Raw genomic sequence first — 21,568 nt, 5'->3', positions numbered from 1 at the left:
TACGTGCGCGTTCGCTCCCGCTCGCCGGGCGGCCAACGCCATCGTGCGGGCGGTCCGGTCATGGTGGTGCAGCGCTCTGGGACAGGTGTGGCGAGGGGCGGCGCTCCCGCCTGTCCCCCCCCGTTTCCCTCTTTTTCTCAGGAGCCTGCCATGACCCGACTGCCTCCCCTCAGCGACCTTTCCCTTTCCGGCCCGTCTCTGGCCGCGCTCGACGCCCGTGACCCACTCGCGCACAAGCGGGCCGAGTTCGACCTGCCCGCCGACGTGGTCTATCTCGACGGCAACAGCCTCGGCGCCTTGCCCCGGCATGTTCCGGCGCGGCTGGCGCAGGTGGCGACCCAGGAGTGGGGCCAGCACCTGATCGGCTCGTGGACCCGGGGCGCGCAGGCCGCCCAGGACTGGATGGCCCTGCCCGACCGGGTGGCCGCCAAACTCGCGCCACTGATCGGCGCCCAGCCTCAGGAGGTGGCGGTGGGCGACTCCACCAGCGTCAACACCTTCAAGGCGCTCGCGGCGGCGCTGCGGCTTTCCGGGCGCCGGGTGATTCTCAGCGACGCCGACAACTTTCCCACCGACCTGTACGTGGCGCAGGGCCTTGCCCGGCTGCTGGGCGACGTGGAGGTGCGGACCGCGCCCGCCCACGCCATCACCGACCACCTCACGGACGACGTGGGCGCCCTCCTGCTGACCGAGGTGGACTACCGCACCGGACGCAGGCTCGACATGCGTGCGGTCACCGCCGCCGCCCACGCCCACGGCATCGTGACGGTGTGGGACCTCGCGCACTCGGCGGGGGCCTTTGCGGTGGACCTCGGCGGGGCGGGCGCGGACTTCGCCATCGGCTGCGGGTACAAGTTTCTCAACGGGGGACCCGGCGCCCCGGCTTTTCTGTACGTGGCCGGGCGGCACCTGGACCGGGCCGAGGTGGTGCTGAGCGGCTGGATGGGCCACGCCGACCCCTTCGAGATGGCCCGGCAGTACGCCCCGGCCCCCGGCGCCCGGCGCTTCGTCGTGGGCACGCCGCAGGTGCTGAGCCTGAGCGCCCTCGACGCCGCGCTCGACGTGTTCGGGGACGTGGACCTCGCCGCCCTGCGCGAGAAGTCGCTGTCGCTGACCGACACCTTTATCCGGCTGATGGAGCCGCTGACGCGCCAGCACCCGCTGGAACTCGTCACCCCCCTTGCCCATGCCGAGCGCGGCAGTCAGGTCAGCTACCGCCACCCCGACGCCCGGCGGGTCATGGCGCGGCTGACCGGGCGCGGCGTCATCGGAGATTTCCGCACGCCGGACATCCTGCGCTTCGGGTTCACGCCGCTGTACCTCTCGCACGAGGATGTGGGCCGGGCGGTGGCCGGCATAGAGGCCGTTTTGAACGAGCAGACTGGGGAGCGGGCGTGAGCGGCGGGTCCGGTTGCCCCTTCGGGCCGGGTGAGGGTGTCCCGGCCGAACACTCGGCGGAGCAGGCGCACCGCGACTTCAGCCGCTCGCTGAGTTACGGCGATTACCTGCACCTCGACGAGCTGCGTTCGGCGCACCAGCCGGTCACGGAGGCCCACGACGAACATCTGTTCATCGCCATTCACCACGTCTCCGAGGTCTGGCTGTCGCTCATCGTGCGCGAGTTGCAGGCGGCGATGGCCCTGCTGGAAGGCGGCATCACCGACGCGCCGCTGAAGATGCTCACCCGCGTCGTCCGCGCCCAGGAGCAGCTCACCGCCGCCTGGGACGTGCTGAGGACGATGACGCCCGCCGATTACCTCCAGTTTCGCAGCGCCTTCGGGCAGGCGTCGGGGTTTCAGTCGCAGAACTACCGGATGGTCGAGTTTCTGCTCGGCAACCGTAACCCCACGCTGCTCGGGCCGCACGCCCACCGTCCCGACCTGCACGGGCCACTTCTGGCGGCCCTGCACGCCCCCAGCGTCTACGACCTCGCCCTGCGCCTGCTCGCCGCGCGGGGGCTGAACGTGCCCGCAGAGGTGCTGGGGCGCGACGTGTCCCGTCCTTACGTGGCCGACCCCGCCGTGCTGGACGCCTGGCTGACGGTCTACCGCGACCCCGAGCGGCACTGGGACCTGTACGAGCTGGCCGAGAAACTGGTGGATGTGGAGGACAATTTCCGGCGCTGGCGCTTCAACCACCTGACCACCGTGGAGCGCACCATCGGCTTCCGGCGCGGTTCGGGCGGCACCAGCGGCGTGGGCTACCTGCGCGAGGCACTGGACACCGTGCTGTTTCCCGAACTGTGGGACGTGAGAACCCACCTATGAGCGGCCCGCACCTGTTCGGCCCAGACCCGTTTGACCCAGACCCGTTTGACCCAGCCCTGTTCGACCCTGCCGTCAACGCCGAGTACATGCCCAGCCAGCGGGTGCCTGACGCCCGGGCCTATTTCACGGCCTGGGCGGAGCGGAGCGCTCAGGTCCGGCGTGAGCACCCGCCCCGGCTGCTGCGCTACGGCCCCGGCGAGCACGAGACGATGGACCTGTTCGGGCCTTCCGGGGCTGCGGCGGGCACCCTGCTGTTCATTCACGGCGGGTACTGGCTGGCGTTTTACAAGGACGACTTTTCGTATGTCGCGCCTGCGCTGCTCGCGCGGGGGTGGCGGGTGGCCGTCATGAGCTACGACCTCGCCCCGGCGGTTGCGCTGCGCCACATCGTGCGGCAGGCGCGGGTGGCGGCGTCGGCGCTGGCGCAGGCCTGTCCGGGACCGCTGGTGGTGGCGGGGCACTCGGCGGGCGGGCACCTGACGGCCATGATTCACAGCACCGACTGGGCCGCCGAGGGCCTCCGCGCGCCCCGGCTGACCGCCAGCATCGGCATCAGCGGCCTGTACGACCTCGCGCCGCTGCGCCGCACCGAGTTGCAGCCCGACCTGCGCCTGACCGAGCAGGAGGCCTTCGCCCTCAGCCCGCTGCACGCTTCTCCCACCACCCACGCGCCGTTTCTGGCGGCGGTGGGCGACCTGGAAAGCGCGTCGTTTCTGGCACAGTCGCGCCGCCTGGCCGAACACTGGCCCCGCACCCGGCTCTGGCAACAACCCGGACGCCACCATTTCGACGCGCCGGACGACCTCCCGGCCCTTCTGGAGGACGTGCTGGCGGGGGAGGGGGAGTAATACGGATTCCGATTGAATCTGGTCGTTTCAGATTCAATCCGACTTGCAAAGCTGCGCAGCAGAGCGGATGCGAGTAGGAAAAAATACGGATTCCGCGATATGGATGCACAGGCGGCGCCTTCCCAACTGTATAGGCCCGACTGTGCAGGAATTAAGCGGAATCCGTATAAGAACGGGGCGCTGCCGGGGCCGGGCGCAGGCGTAGACTGCCCGGCATCCGAACCGAGCTGTCACCGAGCTGTCTCTGAGGGGTCCCCATATGACTGAGCCTTCTTCCGCGCCTTGTTCCGCTGGCCTTCCGCTCTCCGGCGTCCGGGTGGCCGACTTTACCCGGGTGCTGACCGGACCGTACTGCACCATGCTGCTGGGCGACCTCGGCGCCGACGTCATCAAGGTGGAGCCGCCCCAGGGCGACGACACCCGCGCCTGGGGGCCGCCGTACCAGGGGCGGGGCGAGGCCCGCGAAAGCACCTACTTCCTGAGTGTCAACCGCAACAAGCGCAGCGTGCTGCTCGACCTGCGCCGCGAGGCGGACCTGGAAGCGGCGTGGGCTTTGCTCGGCACGGCGGACATCGTGGTGGAAAATTTCCGGCCCGGCGCCTTCGACCGCCTGGGCTTCGGATGGGAGGCACTCCGCGCCCGCTTTCCCCGGCTGATTCTGGCGAGCATCTCGGGCTTCGGGCTGGACGGCCCTTACCGGGACCGTGCCGGATACGACGTGATTGCCCAGGGCCTGGGCGGCCTCATGAGTTACAACGGCGAGCCGGGCCGCCCCCCGCAGCGGGTCGGGGTCGCGGTGGCCGACGTGTTCGCCGGGGCGCTCGTGACCCAGGCGATTCTGGCGGCGCTCTATCAGCGCGAGCGCACCGGGCAGGGTGCCCGGGTGGACGTGAACCTGCTCGAAGGGGTCATTTCCCTCGGCACCAGCCAGGTCAGCCGCTACCTGACGGGCGGGCAGATTCCGGGGCCGCAGGGCAACGACCACCCCAGCATCGTTCCCTACGGCACCTTCGATTGCGCGGATGGCCGAATCAACCTCGCGGTGGGCAACGACAGCCTGTGGGCGCGGTTTTGCGCCGCGCTGGGCTTTACGGCGCTGGCCGCCAATCCGCTCTACGCCACCAACGAGGGCCGCGTCCGCTGCCGCGAGGCCCTGAATGCCGAGCTGTTTCCTGCCCTGCTGGGGCTGACCCGCGCCGAACTGAGCGAGCGGCTGAACGCGGCGGGCGTGCCCTGCGGCCCGGTCAACGACATGCACGAGGTCTTTGAAGACCCCCACGTCCAGGCGCGGGGGGTGGCGGTCCGGGTACCTCACGCCTCCCTCGGGGAAACCACCGTCACCTCACCCCCCTGGCGGTTCGGCGGCGAGAGTCTCCCGGTGCGGCGAGGCCCGCCCACGCCCGGGCAGCACACGGCGGAGGTGCTGGCGGAGCTGGGCATCGAGCCGGGGAACTGATACGAACGCCGCTGGCAAGGCCCACTTGTCACCCCGACCATCCGGGCCGACTTGCAAAGCTCCGAAGCCGCCCTCTTAAGCTGGGCTTTACAAACGATAGGAGGCTGCCTTACACTTGCCAGGAATTCACAACGCTTCTCCCTGCGAGTCAGGCCGGGATCGCCCCCTTCGCTGCCCCGGCCCGGAGGTTTCCTATGCCCGATGCCCGCCCGCTTCACCCCCAGTCCACCGTCCGCGCCCAGCAGATGCTGCCGCGTGGTCACCGCGCCGAGAAATGGAAGGACGTACCCGACGAGCAGTGGTACGACTGGAAATGGCAACTCAAAAACCGCATCAACTCTGTGGCGGAGTTGCAGGAAGTCCTGAACCTCACCGAGTCCGAGTTCCGGGGCGCGTCCGCCGAGGGCATCTTCCGGCTGGACATCACGCCCTACTTCGCCAGCCTGATGGACAGGGACGACCCCACCTGCCCCGTGCGGCGTCAGGTCATCCCGACAGAAGAGGAGTTGCAGCCCTTCACCTCCATGATGGAGGACTCCCTGGCGGAGGATAAGCACTCGCCGGTGCCGGGGCTGGTTCACCGCTACCCCGACCGCGTGCTGATGCTGGTGACCACCCAGTGCGCGAGCTACTGCCGCTACTGCACCCGCTCGCGCATCGTGGGCGACCCTGCCGAGACCTTCAACCCCGCCGAGTACGAGGCGCAACTCAATTACCTGCGAAACACCCCGCAGGTGCGCGACGTGCTGCTCTCCGGCGGCGACCCGCTCACGCTCGCGCCCAAGGTGCTGGGCCGCCTGCTGAGCGAACTGCGCAAGATTGAGCACATCGAAATCATCCGCATCGGCACGCGCGTGCCCGTGTTCATGCCCATGCGTGTGACCCAGGAACTGTGCGACACCCTCGCCGAGCATCATCCCCTCTGGATGAACATCCACGTCAACCACCCCAAGGAAATCACCCCCGAAGTGGCCGACGCCTGCGACCGCCTGACCCGCGCGGGTGTGCCGCTGGGCAACCAGAGCGTGCTGCTCCGGGGCGTGAACGACCACCCCGTCATCATGCAAAAGCTGGTGCGCGAACTCGTCAAAATCCGCGTGCGGCCCTACTACATCTACCAGTGCGATCTCGTGCACGGGGCGGGCCACCTGCGCACCACCGTCTCCAAGGGCCTGGAAATCATGGAAAGCCTGCGCGGGCACACCTCCGGCTATTCCGTGCCGACCTACGTCGTGGACGCCCCCGGCGGCGGCGGCAAGATTCCCGTCGCGCCCAACTACGTGCTCTCGCACAGCCCCGAAAAACTGATTCTGCGCAACTTCGAGGGCTATATCGCCGCCTACTCCGAACCCGCCGATTACACCGGCCCCGACATGGCGATTCCCGAGGACTGGATTCGCAAGGAACCCGGTCAGAGCGGCATCTACGGCCTGATGGAAGGCGAACGCATCTCCATCGAGCCGAAGGAATTCAGCGAGAGCCGCCAGCGCGAAGGCGCGATTCAGCACCGCCTGAACAGCCGCGAGGACAAGTGGGCCGCGCACGGCATCGGCGCGGGGAACAGGGGCGACATAACCAGCGGCGTCAGCGACACCGCGCCCGACGGGATGGTGCAGGTGGCGCAGCCTGTGAGCGGGGACTGAGGAGAAACGGCGGAGATGCGTTCCAGGGACGTGAAGCTTGACCGCACCCGCGTGCGCGTGTGGGAGATGGGCCGGACCGGAAACCCGCCTGTCGTCCTGCTGCACGGTGGGGGCGTAGACCACGCGCGGCTTTCCTGGGAACCGACCCTGCACCAGCTGGCCGCGCTGGGTTTTCACGTCATCGCCCCCGATTTCCCCGGTTACGGTGAGAGTCCCTTCCCGCAGGAGTCGGTCACGCTGGATGTTCTGGCGGCCACCGTCACCGAACTGCTGGAGGCTCTCCGCCTTGAAAAAGTCATCCTGGGCGGGATTTCACTGGGGGGTGGCGCAGCGCTCGCCGTGGCCCTGAGCCACCCGGAGAAAGTGGAGCGGCTGGCGCTGGTGGGGGCTTACGGCCTGTCCTCCTTCATCCCCGGCGGGCGTCTGGCGACAGCCTGGGTGCACTTGCCGCAACCGCAGTGGCTGAATCTGGCCCTCAGCTCTTCGCCGCTCCTGCTCGACCTGACGCTCCGGGGCATCCTCAAAAATCCTGCCGCCCGCACGCCCGAACTGCGGGGCATGGTGGCCCAGGCCATGCGCCGCAGCACCCCGGCCTGGAACGATTTTCAACGCTCCGAGATGGTTCCCGGCTCAAAGGGGCTGAAAACGGTGTTCGCTCCACACCTGCGCCGCCTGACCATGCCGATTGTCGTCGTGCATGGCCTCGAAGACTTCACCATTCCGTACCGCGACGTTGCGCAGGCTTTCGCCGACATGCCCAACGCGGAACTGCACCCCATTCCCCACGCCGGACACTGGACGCAGCGGGACGCCGCTGCCGAATTTCATTCCATCCTCGCTCGTTTCCTGTTCAAGGAGGTTTTCCTATGACCACCGCCACCAAACCCCGTCAACCCGTCCTCAAGACTCCCCTCCCCGGCCCCAAATCCGCCGACATCATCGCCCGCGACAAGCAGCACCTCTCCACGTCCTACATGCGCCCCTACCCCTTCGTGCCCGACCATGGCGAAGGCGTGTGGCTGACCGATGTGGATGGCAACACCATGCTGGACTTCTTCGCGGGCATCGCTGTGAGCACCACCGGGCACGCCCACCCGCATGTCGTTCAGGCGGTGCAAAAGCAAATCGAGAAGTTTACCCACGTCTGCCTGACCGACTACCCGCAGGAAATCACCACCAGTCTGGCCGAGCGTCTGGTCAAGCATGTGGAGAAGCCCGGCGAGAAATGGCGCGTGTTCTTCTCCAACTCCGGCGCGGAAGCGGTGGAAGCCGCCGTCAAGCTCGCCCGCAACCACACGGGCCGCCAGCACATCATCTCCACGATGGGCAGCTTTCACGGGCGCACGTATGGCGCGATTACGCTGACGGGCAGCAAAACCAAGTACAAGCGCGGCTTCGGCCCGCTGCTGCCCGCCGTGAGCCACGTTCCCTATCCCAACCCCTTCCGCCCGCCGCTGGGCAGCACCCCCGAAACCTGCGGTCAGGCGGTGCTGGAGCACATCGAAAGCCTGTTCGTGGGCATTCTGCCCGCCGACGAGGTGGCGGCAATTATCGTGGAACCCATGCAGGGTGAGGGCGGGTACATCGTGCCGCCCGCCGACTTTCTGCCCGGCCTGCGCAAGCTGTGCGACAAGCACGGCATCCTGCTCATTTTCGACGAGGTGCAAGCCGGAATGGGCCGCACGGGGAAAATGTTCTCCTTCCAGCACTTTGACGTGCAGCCCGACATCATCACCAGTGCCAAAGGCATCGCGTCGGGGATGCCGCTGGGTGCGCTGCTGGCGAAAGAAAGCGTGATGACGTGGCCCGTCGGCTCGCACGGCAGTACCTACGGCGGCAACCCGGTGGCGGCGGCGGCCTCGCACGCCACGCTGGATTTGCTGGAAGGCAAAGTCAAGCACGACGGCTGCGGCGAAAGCCTGATGCACAACGCCGCCGAGGTGGGCGAGTACATCATGGCCGAACTGAAAAAGATGGGGCAGGACTTCCCCTTCATCGGGGACGTGCGCGGCAAGGGGCTGTTTATCGGCATTGAATTCGTGAAACCCGACGGCAGCCCTGACGGTGCGCTGCGTGACCGCGCCAGCATGGACATGTTCGAAAAGGGTCTGCTGAACCTCGACTGCGGCGAGGCCGTCATCCGCATCAGCCCGCCCCTGATTCTGACGAAAGAGGAAGCGGCGACAGGGCTGGAGATGATGCGCCGGACGTTCGAAGCCATGAAGTGAGGGAAATGGATGATGGGTGATAGATGATGGAGAAAAACACCGTCCCTGTCACCCATTGTTCGATTTCCTGCCTTCCATCATCCATCAGGCCGTCAGGCCGAACCCATCACCCATCAACACCGAGCAAAGCGAGGCACCCATGACCCCATCCACCCTCCTCCACGGCCTGCTCCCCTTCGAGCACGAACCCTATTTCAACTTCGCTGACCCCGCCGTCGCTGCCGCGCAGAAGGCCGCCTACGCCAAAGCCCGCGCCGACTATGCGGGCAAGACGTTTCCGCTCCTGATGGACGGCAAGAAAGTGCAGGGCGACGGGACGTTTACCGTCACCAACCCCGCGACGGGCGAAAAGCTGTGGTCGTTTCAGAACGCCACCGCTGCCCAGCTGAACGAAGCTGTGGCCGCCGCGAACAAGGCGTTCGAGGGCTGGCGTTTTTCCGACCCACTGCAACGCGCCGCCATTTTCCTGCGGGCCGCGCAACTCGTCCGCGCGCGCCGCATGGAACTCAACGCCGTGATGAGCCTGGAAAACGGCAAGAACTGGGCCGAAGCCGACGGCGAAATTGCCGAGTGCGTGGACCATTTCGAGGTCTTTGCCCGCGAGACGCTGAAGTGGGCGGAGGGCAAACCCGTCTATCCCATGTCCGACGAGCACGTCACCACCGTGTACGAACCGCTGGGCGTGGTGGCGGTCATCAGCCCCTGGAACTATCCGTCGGCCATTCCGCTGGGCATGAGCCTGGGCGCACTGGCGGCGGGCAACACGGTGGTCTGGAAGCCCGCCAGCGAAACGCCGCTGTCGTCCTGGCTGCTGATTCGGCTGCTGTTCGAGGCCGGACTGCCGCGAGACACCATCCAGTTCCTGACCGGCGCGGACGACGTGCTGGGCGACCCGCTGGTAGACCATAAGGACGTTCGCATGGTGGCCTTCACGGGCAGCCGCGAAATCGGGTGCCGCATCTACGAACGGGCGGCGAAGGTGCAGCCGGGCCAGAAGTTCCTCAAGCGCGTGATTGCCGAAATGGGCGGCAAAGACCCCACGGTGGTGTGCGCCGACGCCGACCTGGACGCCGCCGCTGCGGGCATCGTCGCCGCCACCTACGGCTACAGCGGTCAGAAATGCAGCGCGTGCAGCCGCGTCGTGGCCGAGGAAAGCATCTATGACGCGCTGCTCGAAAAGGTCAAGACCTTGACCGAGGCGCTGAAGCTGGGCCTCCCCGAAGACAACGCCGCCGTCGGCCCCGTGATTCACGCGGGCAGCGCGGATCGCATTCGCCAGTACATCGAAAACGGCAAAAAGACCGCCCGGCTGGTCACGGGTGGCACCGAAGCGCAGGTGCAAGGCAGCGGCGAGGCGCAAGCCAACTACATTCCGCCGACCATCTTTGCCGATGTGGACGCGAAAGACCCGCTCTTTCAGGAAGAAATCTTCGGCCCCGTGCTGGCGTTCGCCAAGGCCAAAGACTGGCGGCACGCGATTGACCTCGCCAACGACTCGGACTACGGCCTGACCGCCGCTTTCTACTCCCGCGACCCGCACAAACTGGCCGAAGCCCGCCGCCTGATGCATGTGGGCAACCTCTACCTCAACCGCAAATGCACCGGGGCGCTGTCCGGCACCCACGCCTTCGGCGGCTACGGCATGAGCGGCACGAATGCCAAAGTCGGCGGCCCCGACTACCTGTTCTGGTTCCTTCAGACCAAGACCGTGGCGCAGAAGTACTGATATGGGTTCGGGTGTGTAGGGAGCAGATGGACTCCGTATGATACGGATTCCGATTGAATCTGGTCGTTTCAGATTCAATCCGACTTGCAAAGCTGCGCAGCAGAGCGGATGCGAGTAGGAAAAAATACGGATTCCGCGATATGGATGCACAGGCGGCGCTTTCCCGACTGTGCAGGAATTAAGCGGAATCCGTATGACTCATGAGTTGCATTGAGTGAATAGTCCCAATAAGCACGTCTGGGACGTGCTTTTCTGTCTTGCGTGACCAAAAAGAAAAACTCGCTCCCAGACGTACAGGAATTCTACCGCGCCCTGGAGGCCGAATTGACCCCGACGAAATGGCGCACGTTCGAGGGCACCTTGAGCATGTTTCTCGAAGGGGGAAGTCGCAAGCAACTCCGTCAGGTCAAGACCTGCTCACCCAGCACTGTCAGCCGACTGCTCAATACAATGAACACCCAACCACTGGAAAAAGCGCGTCTGCGCTTCCAAGTGAAGGCTCTCCGTGCTGCTTATGACCGTCTGCGTGGTCAAAAACCCTGGTTGGTGATTCGGGTGGACCTGACCAGCATCGAGAAAACGGGAAAGAGCCTCCCGTACACGCGAACCTACAACGGTGTGTTCGGTCTCCATCTCGTCGTCATCCACGTCAGCATCGGAAAGCTCAGCTTTCCGATGGGCCACGCCATCTATGACCCAGCACAGGAAGAAACACCGATCCAGTTGGCCCTGAAGCTCATCCGGCGCTTTCACCCCTATCTCTGGGGAGATCTCCCTCAGTTCCTGGTGATGGATTCGGGCTTCTACAGCGCAGATGCACTGGATTTGCTGCGTTGGTGGGGGTTTGAGCACATCAGTATCGGTGGCCGGTCTAACCTCCTCTTGGCTGATGGTCGTCAACTCAAGGAGGCAGGGCGCGGCGAATGTGTTGAACTGGCCGGTTTACCGGGGGTGCCCCTCTATGTGTCCTGGGTGGACTTGCCGCGCAACGACAAGATGAAGCGTTTCTACGTGCTTGACACGCAACCGGGAACGGCGCGAACACTGACCAGACGCCACAAAAGACGGTGGCTCATCGAGTCTTTCTTCAAATCGGCCAAGCATGACTTTGGACTAAAGGAAACCCGTCTCCGAACGGAGACGGGCATCGACAATTGGATCTTTCTCGTGTGGCTTAGCATTTCTCTGGCCCTCTACCAGCAATTCAGGGCAGGGATGACAGGGGGGCAGCGCCCAGCCTGGTGCCTGACCCTGAGGGAAGCAGGGGAGGAAGTCCGCCTCGTCCTCATGCCGCACGTCGTCCGCCGCACGCTCCTTGCGGCCCTTTACCGCCTGGATGCTGCTGAAATGGCGTTGCTGTCAGCAAAAACTGGGCAGGCTGCATAAATGCAACTCATGAGTATGAGGTCCTGCAGGAACAGACTGAGCGCCCGGACCTCTGCCAGTGAACGTGCTCAAGCTCTCATTGAGATGTTCTAAACATAACTTGCCGACTTGAGGTCAGGCTCTAAAATTAGCGTTGATGAAAGCTCTTATTCCGGCGGCTGGCCTGGGCACCCGTCTGCGCCCACTGACTTTTACCCGCCCCAAGCCAGTCCTCAGGGTGGCGGGGCAACCCATCATCCGGCACGCGATTCGGACTCTGGCGGCTGCTGGAATCACCGAGATCGGCATCGTGGTCTCCGACATCACCCGTGATGAAATCCAGCACGCCGTGCGTGAAATGCAGGACGTGCAGCTGACACTGATCAACCAGCACGAGCAGCTGGGTCTGGGGCACGCGGTCCTCACCGCCCGGGAGTGGGTGGGGCAGGACGATTTCTGCGTTTACCTGGGAGACAACCTGTTCGAATTCGGCGCCCGGCCCTTTGTCGAAAGCTTCCGGCACAAGCGTCCGGCGGCGCTGATCGCCCTGGTCGAGGTGCCTGATCCGACGGCCTTTGGGGTGGCTGAGCTGGAAGGCGAGGTCATTACCCGTCTGGTGGAAAAGCCCAAGGACCCGCCCAGCAACCTCGCCGTCGCGGGCCTGTACTGCTTTACGCCCCAGATCTTCGAGGTGCTCGACGGCATGCCCCCCTCGGCGCGGGGCGAGTACGAGATCACCGACGGGATTCAGGGCCTGATCGACCGTGGGGGAACGGTCCTGGGGCAACGGGTGAAGGGCTGGTGGAAAGACACGGGGCGCCCGGCGGACCTGCTGGATGCCAACCGGTTGCTGCTCGAGCAGATCGAGACGGACATTCAGGGCGATACGGAGGGTTCCCGAATCACGGGGCGCGTGATCGTCCCCGCCTCGTCGAGGGTGGTGCGCAGCAAAATCGTAGGCCCCGTGATTCTCGGTGAGGACGTGCTGATCGAGGACGCTTACATCGGTCCGTTTACCAGCATCGGCCGCGGCACCGTCATCCGCAACGCCGAAATCGAACACAGTTCGGTGGATTCGGGGGTCGTCATCGAAAACGTCCAGACCCGCATGCAGGACTGCCTGATCGGAGTCAAAGCCCAGGTGCGCGGGGGCCGCACGCTCCCCAAGACCCATAAACTCACTATCAGTGACGCCAGCCTGGTGGAACTCGCGTGATTAATCAGTCGCACGAACGAAACTGACTCATCTATGAGAGCTTGTTGTTGATAGCTCAAGTGTTTCATGGATTAGACTTAGCTGATGCAATGTAGCCGTCCTGCCCAGGGGAGCCGTTTAGGTGAGTAACTTCATTCCAGTCATTCTGGCAGGGGGGAGCGGTGAACGCTTCTGGCCACTGTCACGTCGGCACCGGCCTAAACAGTTTCTGACCCTGGATGAGTCGGGGCGTAGTCTGTTACAGGCCACCAGTGACCGCCTCGCAAGGCTCAGTGGAGGCGGAGACCGGGTGGTCGTTGTGACTGGCAACGATTACCGCTCTCAGGTGCTGGAGCAGTTGCCCGAGATGCCGATCGAGAACCTGCTGGTCGAGCCCATGGCGCGGGATACTGCCGCCGCTATCCTGTATGCCGCGCTCTGGGTTGCCCGCGACAATCCCCAGGCTGTAATGGGGGTTTTTCCGGCAGACCACCGGATCACAGACGCTGTGGCCTTCGAGCGTGTGATCGGGCGGGCGATCGAGGTGGCGCAGGCATCTGAACGACTGGTGACGGTGGGCATCACTCCCACTTTTCCATCTACCGGCTACGGCTATATTCAGCAGGGTGAAGTCTTGCACCCGGGTGAGTTGCCCGCGTTCTCTGTCACGCGCTTTACTGAAAAGCCGGATGCAGCGACTGCGCAGGCATTTTTGAACACTGGGCGCTACACCTGGAACGGCGGCATGTTCATCTGGTGCGTGCGGAGCATCCTGGACGCGTTCGAGCAGCACCAGCCGCAGCTTTATGCACAGTTGCGTCAGGCCATGTCGGTCGAGGCCAGCTCTGCGCGGCGTGCGTGCATTGGTGAGATTTTTCCCCAGCTGGAAAAAATCAGTATCGACTATGCCATTCTGGAAAAGTCCGACCGGGTGGTCGTCATTCCTGCCGAGTTCGGCTGGGACGATCTGGGTGACTGGAACGCCCTGGAAAGGTTGCTCAAGGGGGAGGTAGACAATGTGGCTGTGGGCCGCCATGTCGGACTCGATACCGGCGGTGCCATCCTGTACACCACCAACGGCGATGACCTGATCGCCACCAGCGGCCTCGACGATGTGGTGGTGGTGCGGGCCGAGGATGTGACGCTGGTGGTGCGCAAGGACCGCACCCAGGACATCAAGAAAGTCGTTCAGCAACTCAAAGCCCACCCCGAACTGGAGCGTTTCGCGTGACCGCCTCTCAAAAAGTCAACCCTTCACCTTCGAACAGTGACCTGCCCATTGAGAATGCTGAGCAGGAAATCGAACTCAGCGCCCTATGGGAGGGTATTCGGCGTCGCCTGCCCTGGATTCTGCTGACAACGGCCCTTGTGACCCCAGCGGTCTATTTCTGGTCCAAGTCGCAGCCAGACGTGTACGAGAGCTCGTCGAGTCTGGTCACGGCCGGGACCAGTGGCATTCCGGGTGCCGGCGAGTCGTTGGTCCGGGCGTCTACGCTGCCAGAAGGCACCCTGCAAGAAGCCCTACAAGGCCCCGTGGTTATGCGAGACATCATCCGCCGCGTGGCAAAGACCACGGCGCTGCCTCAGGCGGTCCGCCAGGAAATCAGCGCGGATCTGCAAAAGGAACTGCAGGAACGTGAGCTGCGGACCATCGAACTCTCGTCGCGACTGGACCTGTCGGCCAATGGGATCTATACGGTGACGGCCAAGGGTCCCAGTGCCGCTGCGGCAACTGTCCTGGCCGACGCTGCGGCGCAGTCGCTGCTCAACTGGGACCGTGGCCGTGCCCTGAGCAGTCTGAAGCGTGCCGAACGCAGCCTGCGTGCCCAGCTGGCCGAGGTGGACCGCCAGCTCGCTACCGAGGATCTCGACGAGGTGGACCGCCAGACCCTGATTGCGGCGCGGGCAAATACCCAGCGCAACCTGGCACAGACTTCGATTCAGACCGAGGGCGTGGCAGGCTCCTTGGAACTGGTCGCTCCTGCCGTCGAGCCACTGCGGCCTGTTGCGCCGCGTCCGACCCGCAACGCCGTTCTGGCGGGCTTGTTGACTCTCTTGCTGGGCACCGGACTGGCGGCTTTGCGGACCGTCACTGACCGTACCGTGCGGGGTGAGGATGACCTCTTGCAACTGGGCTTCCCAGTGCTGGGCAATATCCCGCGTCTACGTCAGCGCGACATCGTCATGAGTGGTATCGTGCGGGCTGCGCGGGCTGCCGGACTGTACGAGGCTGTGGGTTTTCTGCGGGTCAATCTGCTTTCGCAACTTTCGGAGCGGCAGGGACAGCGCGTCATGGTCACTTCGACGGCGCCCGGCGAGGGCAAGAGCAGCCTGACGGCCACCCTGGCCGACGGCCTGGCCAGCAGCGGTCAGCGGGTGCTGATCATTGACGCTGACCTCCGGCGCGGCGCCCAGCAGGAAGTCTGGGACAAGTACGAGCGTGAACATCGCTGGGTACAGCTCTGCGGTGAGGGTGGTGTTCGGACCTTTCAGGAAGCCTTGCGGCAGCCTGAACACGTGCAGGTGATGGAAGCGGAAGCCAACGTTCACGTCCTGCCTGCCGGTCCGGGTCTGCACGACAGCCTCGCCCTGCTCAACCGCGCCGACCTGGGCACCCTGCTCTCGCGCTGGAGCGCGGGCTACGACCTGGTGCTGATCGACAGCCCCCCGCTGCTGGCGATTGCCGATGGCCTGGTGCTCGGCAAGCATGTCGATGGCGTCCTCCTGATCGCCGAAGAAGGGCGGACCAGTGTGCAGATGGTGCGTCAGGCCATCCGCCGCGCTCAGGGCTCAGGCTTGCCCATGCTGGGCTTTATTCTCAATAAGGTGTCGGCGTCCAGTAGAGACTCTTACAGCTACGGCTACGGCTACAGCCCGCGCAAACAGGGCGCTCAGTAACGGCATGGGCCTGCGCTCGTCCTCTTCGCCCGGTCTGGGAGTCTCCGTTGACCGCAGTACCCGTGCCCTGCGCCTGTCCGAACTGCCACAGTCGCTGTCGCTGGTGCTGGGTGACTTGCTGAGTGCCGCCCTGGCGTTGCAGCTCACTTCGCTCTTTCTGGGGGCCACCGGCAGACCGGCCCTGAACTGGAGCGACAGCCTGATCTGGGTGGGTTTCTGGATTCTGTGGCGGGCCTACCAGGGACTCTACCCCGGCTACGGCCGTTCGCCCCAGACCGAGCTGCGACTGCATACGGTCGGAACCGTGCAGCTGCTGGGCGCTCAGTTGGCGGCGGCTTTTGCGGTGCACCAGCTGGCGCCCAGTGCGCTTGGTCTGGTGCTCCAGTGGGGTTTGATTCTGGTCCTCGCGCTGCTGATCCGCTATGGCCTGCGCTCCCTGCTGATCCGGGGTGGGCAGTACGGGCGCTCTATCAGTGTCATCGGGGCTGGGCAAACTGCCGCCTTGACCATCGCCCACCTCAGGAGCAAGCCGGCGTATAGGCTTAATCCGGTGGTCGCCTACGACGATAACCCCGCGCTGCATGGAACCCTGCTCGAAGGTGTGCCTATCGTCGGCACTCTGGACGACGCCCTGAACGCGCCGCGCACTGCCTAGGCCCTGATCTCCATTCCCGGCGCCCGTGCCGAGGTGCTACAGCGGGTGATCAATAGCATTTACGCTGTTTACCCCTTCACTTGGGTAGTGCCTGACCTGAACTGCTGGCGGAAACACTCGGTCTGGAACTGCTGGAAACGCCCGTCGGCTTCAAATACATCACCGACGCCTTTCTGGAAGGGCAGCAAGACGAGAGTAAGGCCGTACTGATGGGAGGCGAGGAATCCGGCGGGCTGTCCTCACGGGGGCACATTCCCGAACGCGACGGCCTGCTCAACAGCCTGCTGATGATCGAGGCGGTTGTGGCGAGTGGGCAGAGTCTCGATGAGCTGTTTGCTGACATTGAGCGGGAAGTGGGTTTTCGACATGTCTATGACCGCGCCGATTTGCACCTAAGTCCTGCGTTTGATAAGGCGGCCCTGATGACAGCCGCGCAGACATATGGCGAGATGGCCGGTTACGTGGTGTCTGGAGTCAAGGCCACTGACGGAGTCAAGCTGGCCCTCGAAGGCGACGCCTCGGTGATGTTCCGGGCGTCGGGAACCGAACCGGTCGTGCGCGTCTACGTGGAGGCGCAGTCTCCCGAAGCGGTGGCGGCCATCCTTGGTGAGGCCGTGCGGCGCGTACGCAGTTTCGACTCCGTCTCCTGAGATTGTAGGGCTTCCTGAAGCTGCGGGGCGCTTAAGGCAGGCGGCTGCTGAGCGCCTCAAAGTCGCCGTTCAGGGTGTAGCAGCCCAGTCCGGCAGGCAGCAGGACCGATTCGTAAGGTTTCAGTGTCCAGGAAGCGCCATGCACGTGGAGCGTGGCCTTGCCACGAATGACGGTCAGGGCATGGAAGCTTTGGGCGGCGGTGTCACGCTCCAGCGGCGTGTGGTCCGAGGCCAAGCGTTCCAGCACGAAGTAGGCGCAGCGCAGCAGTTCCTGCACACCGGGTGCAGGCGAGAGGGGCTGCGGCTCGGCGGTCACGGGCCGTGACACCTCGGCGCTCTGCGACGGGTGCAAGGCGCGGCCCGCAGAGGCCGGGCGGTCCCAGTCGTAGATACGGTAGGTGAGGCCGCTGCTCTGCTGCACCTCATAGAGCAAGATGCCCGGCCCCAGGGCGTGCACGGTACCTGCCGGAATCATCAGCGAGTCGCCGGCGCTGACCTCCCGGTACACAGCGCGGTTGATCACCTGCCCTGCCAGGATGTCGCGGCGCAGGTCCTCGGCTGGGGTGCCTGGCACAATGCCGGCAATCAGGCGGGCGCCGGGCGCGGCGTCAAGGATGTGCCACGCCTCGGTTTTGCCGAGCATACCTGGACCTTCCAGTCGCGCAGCCTGCTCGTCGTCGGGGTGCACTTACAAGCTCAGCCAGTCGGCACAGTCAAGCAGCTTGATCAGCAGCGGAAAACGGTCGTCCCTGGCCGCCCTGCCCAGCACATCGGCCGGGAAATCGGCGGCGAGCTGCGCGACCGTGCGGCCCTGAAATGGCCCGGCCATGATCATGTTGTCTTCGCCGATGGCCCACAGCTCACCAACTGGCTCCGACGTTTCGGCCAGGCGCTGTCCGCCCCAGACGCGCTCGACTGGCTTGACCTGAAGGTGTAAGGGTTCCCAGTTCATGCCCTGAGTCTAGAGAGCGGCTTGCCTTTCCGTGTTCCGCCGTCTGCTGGCAGCATCGGTTCGGTCCAGGCGGCTGCTCCGTTCGCCGCTCTGCGGGGCCTATCCTACAATGCCCCCCATGTCCACAATTTCAGACCGTGACGTGGTGATCGTCGCTGCCGTCCGCACGCCCATCGGCGCCATTCGGGGGTCGCTGTCCAGCGTCCGCCCCGACGACCTCGCCGCCCTGGTGATCCGGGAAGCGGTGGCCCGCAGTGGGGTGCCTGCCGGGGAAATCGAGGAAGTGATCTTCGGCTGCGCCAACCAGGCCGGGGAGGACAACCGCAACGTCGCCCGCATGGCCGCGCTGCTCGCCGGGCTGCCCGATACGGCAGCGGGCGTGACCGTCAACCGGCTGTGCGCCTCGGGGCTGGCGGCGGTGAACATGGCCGCCCGTGCCATCCGGAACGGCGACGGCGACGTGTACGTGGTGGGGGGCGCCGAGAGCATGACCCGCGCCCCGCTGGTGATGCCCAAGGGGGCGCAGGCCTTCGCCAACGGCAACGTGACCGCCTACGACACCACGCTCGGCTGGCGCTTTCCCAATCCGGCCATGCAGGAAATGTTCCCGCTGGAAGCGATGGGGGAGACGGCGGAAAACATCGTGGAGCGCAGCCGCGAAGGGGCCTACAAGGGCGGCGAAATCACCCGTGAAGACCAGGACGCCTTCGCGCTCGAATCTCAGAAGCGGGCGCTGGCGGCCATCAACACCGGGAAATTCAGGGACGAAATCGTGCCGGTGGAAATCAAGGGGCGCAAAGGAGTGACGGTGTTCGACACCGACGAGCATCCCCGCATCCGGAAAAATGGCGAGGGGTACGAACTCGCCACCGACGAGGCGACGCTGGCCGGACTCAGGCCCGCCTTCCGTAAGGGCGGCACGGTCACGGCGGGCAACGCCTCGGGCCTCAACGACGGCGCGGCGGCGCTGGTGCTGATGAGCGCGGGACGGGCGCAGGCCCTCGGCATCAGGCCACTGGCCCGCTGGGTGGGCGGCGCGGCGGCGGGGGTCGAGCCGCGTGTGATGGGTCTGGGTCCCATTCCCGCCACCCGCAAGCTGTTAGAGCGCACTGGCATCAATAAGGACGAGATTGACCTGATCGAACTCAACGAGGCATTCGCGGCGCAGGCGCTCGCGTGCATCCGCGAACTCGAACTCGACCAGAGCAAGGTGAACGTGAACGGCGGCGCGATTGCGCTCGGCCACCCTCTCGGCATGAGCGGCGCCCGGCTGATCGTCGCCCTGACCCACGAACTCGGGCGGCGGCAGGGACGCTACGGGCTGGCGACCCTGTGTGTGGGTGTCGGGCAGGGCGAGGCGGCGCTGATCGAGCGGGTGGAAGCGTGAAGGCCGTTCCCGTCATCACCGTGCAGGAAGCCGCGCAGAAGGTTCACAGCGGCCAGACCCTCTTGGTCGGCGGCTTCGGCATGACCGGGAACCCGGTTCACCTCGTTCACGCCCTCGCTGAAACGGACGTGCGGGACCTCACCTACGTCGCCAACAACGTGGGCGAAGCGGGGCTGAGCGGCGGGCGGCTGCTCAGAAACGGACAGCTCAAAAAGGCCATCGGCTCCTATTTCACCTCCAACCGCGAAGCGGTACAGGCTTACCAGGAGGGCAAGCTCGACGTGCAGCTCATTCCCCAGGGCACGCTGGCCGAGGCGCTGCGGGCCGGGGGCGCGGGACTGGGCGGCTTTTACACGCCCACCGCTGCGGGCACCGTGATCGCCGGAGACGCCGAAGCCCGCGTGCTGGGCGGCCAGCTCATGGTGTTCGTGCCTGCGCTGCGCGGCGACGTGGCGTTCGTCCGGGCGTGGCGGGCGGACCGGGCAGGCAACCTTCAGTACCGCCTGACCGAGCAGAACTTCAACCGGGCGATGGCGACGGCGGCCGACCTCGTGATTGCCGAAGTCGAAGAAATCGTGGAAGTGGGCGACATCGCGCCCGAACACGTTCACACCCCGGGGCTGTTCGTGGATTATCTGGTGCAGGCGACCCTGACCCCCGAGGACCTGGGCAGCAGCGCCGACGTGAAGGCCAGCGCCAAAAAGGTGGACGACGCCCGCCTGAACATCGCTCGCCGCGCCTTGCAGGAACTGCGCCCCGGCGACGTGGTCAATCTCGGCATCGGCATTCCCACGCTGGTGGCCGACCTGATCACGCCCGAGATGAACATCAACCTGCACACCGAAAACGGCATGCTCGGCGTCGGCCCGGCCCCCGAAGGTGGCGGCGCGATGGAGTACCCGGTCAACGCAGGCAAGATTCCGGTGACCGCCCTGCCGGGGGCGAGTTATTTCGACTCCGCCGATTCTTTCGGGATGATTCGCGGGCGGCATGTGGACGTGGCCGTGATGGGCGGCTTGCAGGTGGACGAGGCGGGCAACCTGGCGAACTGGGCGGTGCCGGGCAAACCGCTGCTGGGGGTGGGCGGCGCGATGGACCTGGCGAGCGGGGCGGGGCGCCTGATCGTGACGATGAACCACACCGACCCCGACGGCACGCCGAAAATCGTCCGGGAATGCACGTTGCCGCTGACGGCGCGGGGCGTGGTGGATATGGTCATGACCGAGCAGGCGGTGTTCGAGTTCGTGGACGGGCGGCTGACCCTCACCGAACTGATGCCCGGCAGCACCCTGGAAGACGTGCGGGCAAGTACGGGAGCCAGCTTTGCCGAGCGCCTCTGACCTCTCGCGGCCCCGTGTGGTGGTGGTCGGCAGCGCCAACCTCGATTTCGTGACGCGGCTGCCGCATCTGCCTGCGCCCGGCGAAACCGTGCTGGGCGAGGCCTACAGCACCGCGCCCGGCGGCAAGGGGGCCAATCAGGCGGTGGCCTGCGCCCGCGCCGGGGGTCAGGTCGCCTTTTTCGGTGCCCTGGGCACGGACCCCTTTGCCGAGCCGCTGCTCGCCTCGCTGCGTGAAAGTGGGGTGCAGGACTGGACCCTGCGCGTGCCTGCTCCTACGGGCGCGGCGTTTATCAGCGTGTCGGAAACGGGCGAAAACTGCATCGTGGTGGCGTCCGGCGCCAATGCCACGCTGAGGCCCGAACGGGTGCCCCCACTGGCTGGAGTGGGCTGGCTGGTCCTGCAACTGGAGATTCCGCTGGATACTGTGCTGGCCGCTGCTCAGGCGGCGAAGTCGGCGGGCGCCCGGGTGGTGCTCAATGCGGCGCCCGCCCGCCCCCTGCCCGCCGAACTGCTGCGGCAGGTGGACGTGCTGGTCGTCAACGAGGGCGAGTTGCGAACCCTGGCGGGCGGGGGAGAGCTGCGCGGGTGCCTGCGCCATGTTCAGGCCCTGGGACCGCAGACGGTGGTGGTGACCCTGGGGGAACGCGGCTGCCTGGCGTTGAGTGGCGAGACGTGGACCGAGCTGCCCGCCCATCCCGTTCAGGTGCGCGACACGACCGGCGCGGGGGACACCTTTGTCGGTGTGCTGGTCGCCGCGCTGAGCCGGGGTGAAGCTCTGGCCTCGGCGCTGCGCTGGGCGGTGGTGGGCAGTGCCCTCGCCTGTGGCCGTGAGGGCGCCCAGCCCGCAATGCCGTGGCGCGCGGAACTGGAAGAAGCTCTGAGCCGCTGGACGGGGGCTTGATCTGGGGGCGAGGGGGTGGTAGATTTTTCGCCGCACCCTTGAGGGGCGAGCCACCTT

The 21,568-nt window shown here is 65.7% G+C and carries 19 protein-coding genes; 17 read left to right on the top strand and 2 right to left on the bottom strand.

Annotation, left to right across the window (positions count from 1 at the left end; all coding sequences use genetic code 11):
- Positions 1 to 150: 150 nt before the first annotated feature.
- The 14 genes from kynU (at position 151) to G6R31_RS14720 (ending at position 16,931) form a co-directional block, all read left to right on the top strand.
- Positions 151 to 1,398: a kynureninase gene (gene kynU, locus G6R31_RS14785; protein WP_017870820.1), complete on the top strand. Its 1,248-nt coding sequence runs from the start codon at positions 151 to 153 to the stop codon at positions 1,396 to 1,398.
- The gene (kynA, locus tag G6R31_RS14780) at positions 1,395 to 2,267 is read left to right on the top strand and encodes a tryptophan 2,3-dioxygenase (RefSeq protein ID WP_017870819.1); all 873 of its coding nucleotides are present in this window, start codon (positions 1,395 to 1,397) and stop codon (positions 2,265 to 2,267) included. The genes kynU and kynA overlap by 4 nt, the downstream gene beginning before the upstream one ends.
- Positions 2,264 to 3,115: an alpha/beta hydrolase gene (locus tag G6R31_RS14775; protein WP_017870818.1), complete on the top strand. Its 852-nt coding sequence runs from the start codon at positions 2,264 to 2,266 to the stop codon at positions 3,113 to 3,115. The genes kynA and G6R31_RS14775 overlap by 4 nt, the downstream gene beginning before the upstream one ends.
- Positions 3,116 to 3,374: 259 nt before the next feature.
- Positions 3,375 to 4,571 carry a CaiB/BaiF CoA transferase family protein gene (locus tag G6R31_RS14770; RefSeq protein ID WP_051056494.1) on the top strand — a complete coding sequence of 399 codons (1,197 nt, stop codon included), beginning with the start codon at positions 3,375 to 3,377 and terminating at the stop codon, positions 4,569 to 4,571.
- Positions 4,572 to 4,765: 194 nt separating this feature from the next.
- Positions 4,766 to 6,214: a KamA family radical SAM protein gene (locus G6R31_RS14765; RefSeq protein ID WP_017870816.1), complete on the top strand. Its 1,449-nt coding sequence runs from the start codon at positions 4,766 to 4,768 to the stop codon at positions 6,212 to 6,214.
- A 30-nt stretch (positions 6,215 to 6,244) separates the two neighbouring features.
- Positions 6,245 to 7,084: an alpha/beta fold hydrolase gene (locus G6R31_RS14760; RefSeq protein ID WP_161617978.1), complete on the top strand. Its 840-nt coding sequence runs from the start codon at positions 6,245 to 6,247 to the stop codon at positions 7,082 to 7,084.
- Positions 7,081 to 8,442, top strand: coding sequence for an acetyl ornithine aminotransferase family protein (locus tag G6R31_RS14755; RefSeq protein ID WP_017870814.1), 1,362 nt, complete (start codon positions 7,081 to 7,083; stop codon positions 8,440 to 8,442). The genes G6R31_RS14760 and G6R31_RS14755 overlap by 4 nt, the downstream gene beginning before the upstream one ends.
- 139 nt (positions 8,443 to 8,581) lie before the next feature.
- A complete protein-coding gene (locus tag G6R31_RS14750) occupies positions 8,582 to 10,168 on the top strand; it encodes an L-glutamate gamma-semialdehyde dehydrogenase (protein WP_017870813.1) in 1,587 nt (528 codons plus the stop codon).
- A gap of 261 nt (positions 10,169 to 10,429) precedes the next feature.
- A complete protein-coding gene (locus G6R31_RS14745; protein WP_164994022.1) occupies positions 10,430 to 11,554 on the top strand; it encodes a transposase in 1,125 nt (374 codons plus the stop codon).
- 136 nt (positions 11,555 to 11,690) lie between these two features.
- On the top strand, positions 11,691 to 12,749 hold the full coding sequence (locus tag G6R31_RS14740) for a glucose-1-phosphate thymidylyltransferase (RefSeq protein WP_017869785.1): 1,059 nt from the start codon (positions 11,691 to 11,693) through the stop codon (positions 12,747 to 12,749).
- A 121-nt stretch (positions 12,750 to 12,870) separates the two neighbouring features.
- On the top strand, positions 12,871 to 13,959 hold the full coding sequence (locus G6R31_RS14735) for a mannose-1-phosphate guanylyltransferase (RefSeq protein WP_025567702.1): 1,089 nt from the start codon (positions 12,871 to 12,873) through the stop codon (positions 13,957 to 13,959).
- A gap of 329 nt (positions 13,960 to 14,288) precedes the next feature.
- A complete protein-coding gene (locus tag G6R31_RS14730) occupies positions 14,289 to 15,626 on the top strand; it encodes a polysaccharide biosynthesis tyrosine autokinase (protein WP_235044832.1) in 1,338 nt (445 codons plus the stop codon).
- Between the two features lie 4 nt (positions 15,627 to 15,630).
- Positions 15,631 to 16,281: a nucleoside-diphosphate sugar epimerase/dehydratase gene (locus G6R31_RS14725; protein WP_017869782.1), complete on the top strand. Its 651-nt coding sequence runs from the start codon at positions 15,631 to 15,633 to the stop codon at positions 16,279 to 16,281.
- A gap of 101 nt (positions 16,282 to 16,382) precedes the next feature.
- Positions 16,383 to 16,931 carry a phosphohexomutase domain-containing protein gene (locus G6R31_RS14720; RefSeq protein ID WP_308422338.1) on the top strand — a complete coding sequence of 183 codons (549 nt, stop codon included), beginning with the start codon at positions 16,383 to 16,385 and terminating at the stop codon, positions 16,929 to 16,931.
- A 31-nt stretch (positions 16,932 to 16,962) separates the two neighbouring features.
- On the opposite strand, the gene G6R31_RS14715 is transcribed toward G6R31_RS14720, so the two are convergent.
- The gene (locus G6R31_RS14715; RefSeq protein ID WP_225983360.1) at positions 16,963 to 17,574 is read right to left on the bottom strand and encodes a class I mannose-6-phosphate isomerase; all 612 of its coding nucleotides are present in this window, start codon (positions 17,572 to 17,574) and stop codon (positions 16,963 to 16,965) included.
- 45 nt (positions 17,575 to 17,619) lie between these two features.
- Positions 17,620 to 17,883: a hypothetical protein gene (locus G6R31_RS16925; protein ID WP_017869779.1), complete on the bottom strand. Its 264-nt coding sequence runs from the start codon at positions 17,881 to 17,883 to the stop codon at positions 17,620 to 17,622.
- A 118-nt stretch (positions 17,884 to 18,001) separates the two neighbouring features.
- Between G6R31_RS16925 and G6R31_RS14710 the strand changes: the two genes are divergently transcribed.
- The 3 genes from G6R31_RS14710 to G6R31_RS14700 are packed head-to-tail and all read left to right on the top strand — an operon-like array spanning position 18,002 to position 21,511.
- Entirely contained in the window at positions 18,002 to 19,270 is a 1,269-nt protein-coding gene (locus G6R31_RS14710) for a thiolase family protein (RefSeq protein ID WP_017869778.1), read from the top strand.
- Positions 19,267 to 20,610, top strand: a complete 1,344-nt coding sequence (locus G6R31_RS14705) for a 3-oxoacid CoA-transferase (protein WP_017869777.1) — start codon at positions 19,267 to 19,269, stop codon at positions 20,608 to 20,610. Before G6R31_RS14710 ends, G6R31_RS14705 begins: the two co-directional genes overlap by 4 nt.
- Positions 20,594 to 21,511 (top strand): ribokinase, encoded by a 918-nt coding sequence (locus tag G6R31_RS14700; protein ID WP_029732830.1) that lies wholly within the window; start codon positions 20,594 to 20,596, stop codon positions 21,509 to 21,511. The genes G6R31_RS14705 and G6R31_RS14700 overlap by 17 nt, the downstream gene beginning before the upstream one ends.
- The last annotated feature ends 57 nt before the right edge of the window (positions 21,512 to 21,568 follow it).

Source organism: Deinococcus wulumuqiensis R12 (assembly GCF_011067105.1).
Classification (GTDB): Bacteria; Deinococcota; Deinococci; order Deinococcales; family Deinococcaceae; genus Deinococcus; species Deinococcus wulumuqiensis.
Note: the sequence above shows the minus strand (reverse complement) of the source record. Positions and strands in the feature narration are given on the sequence as shown.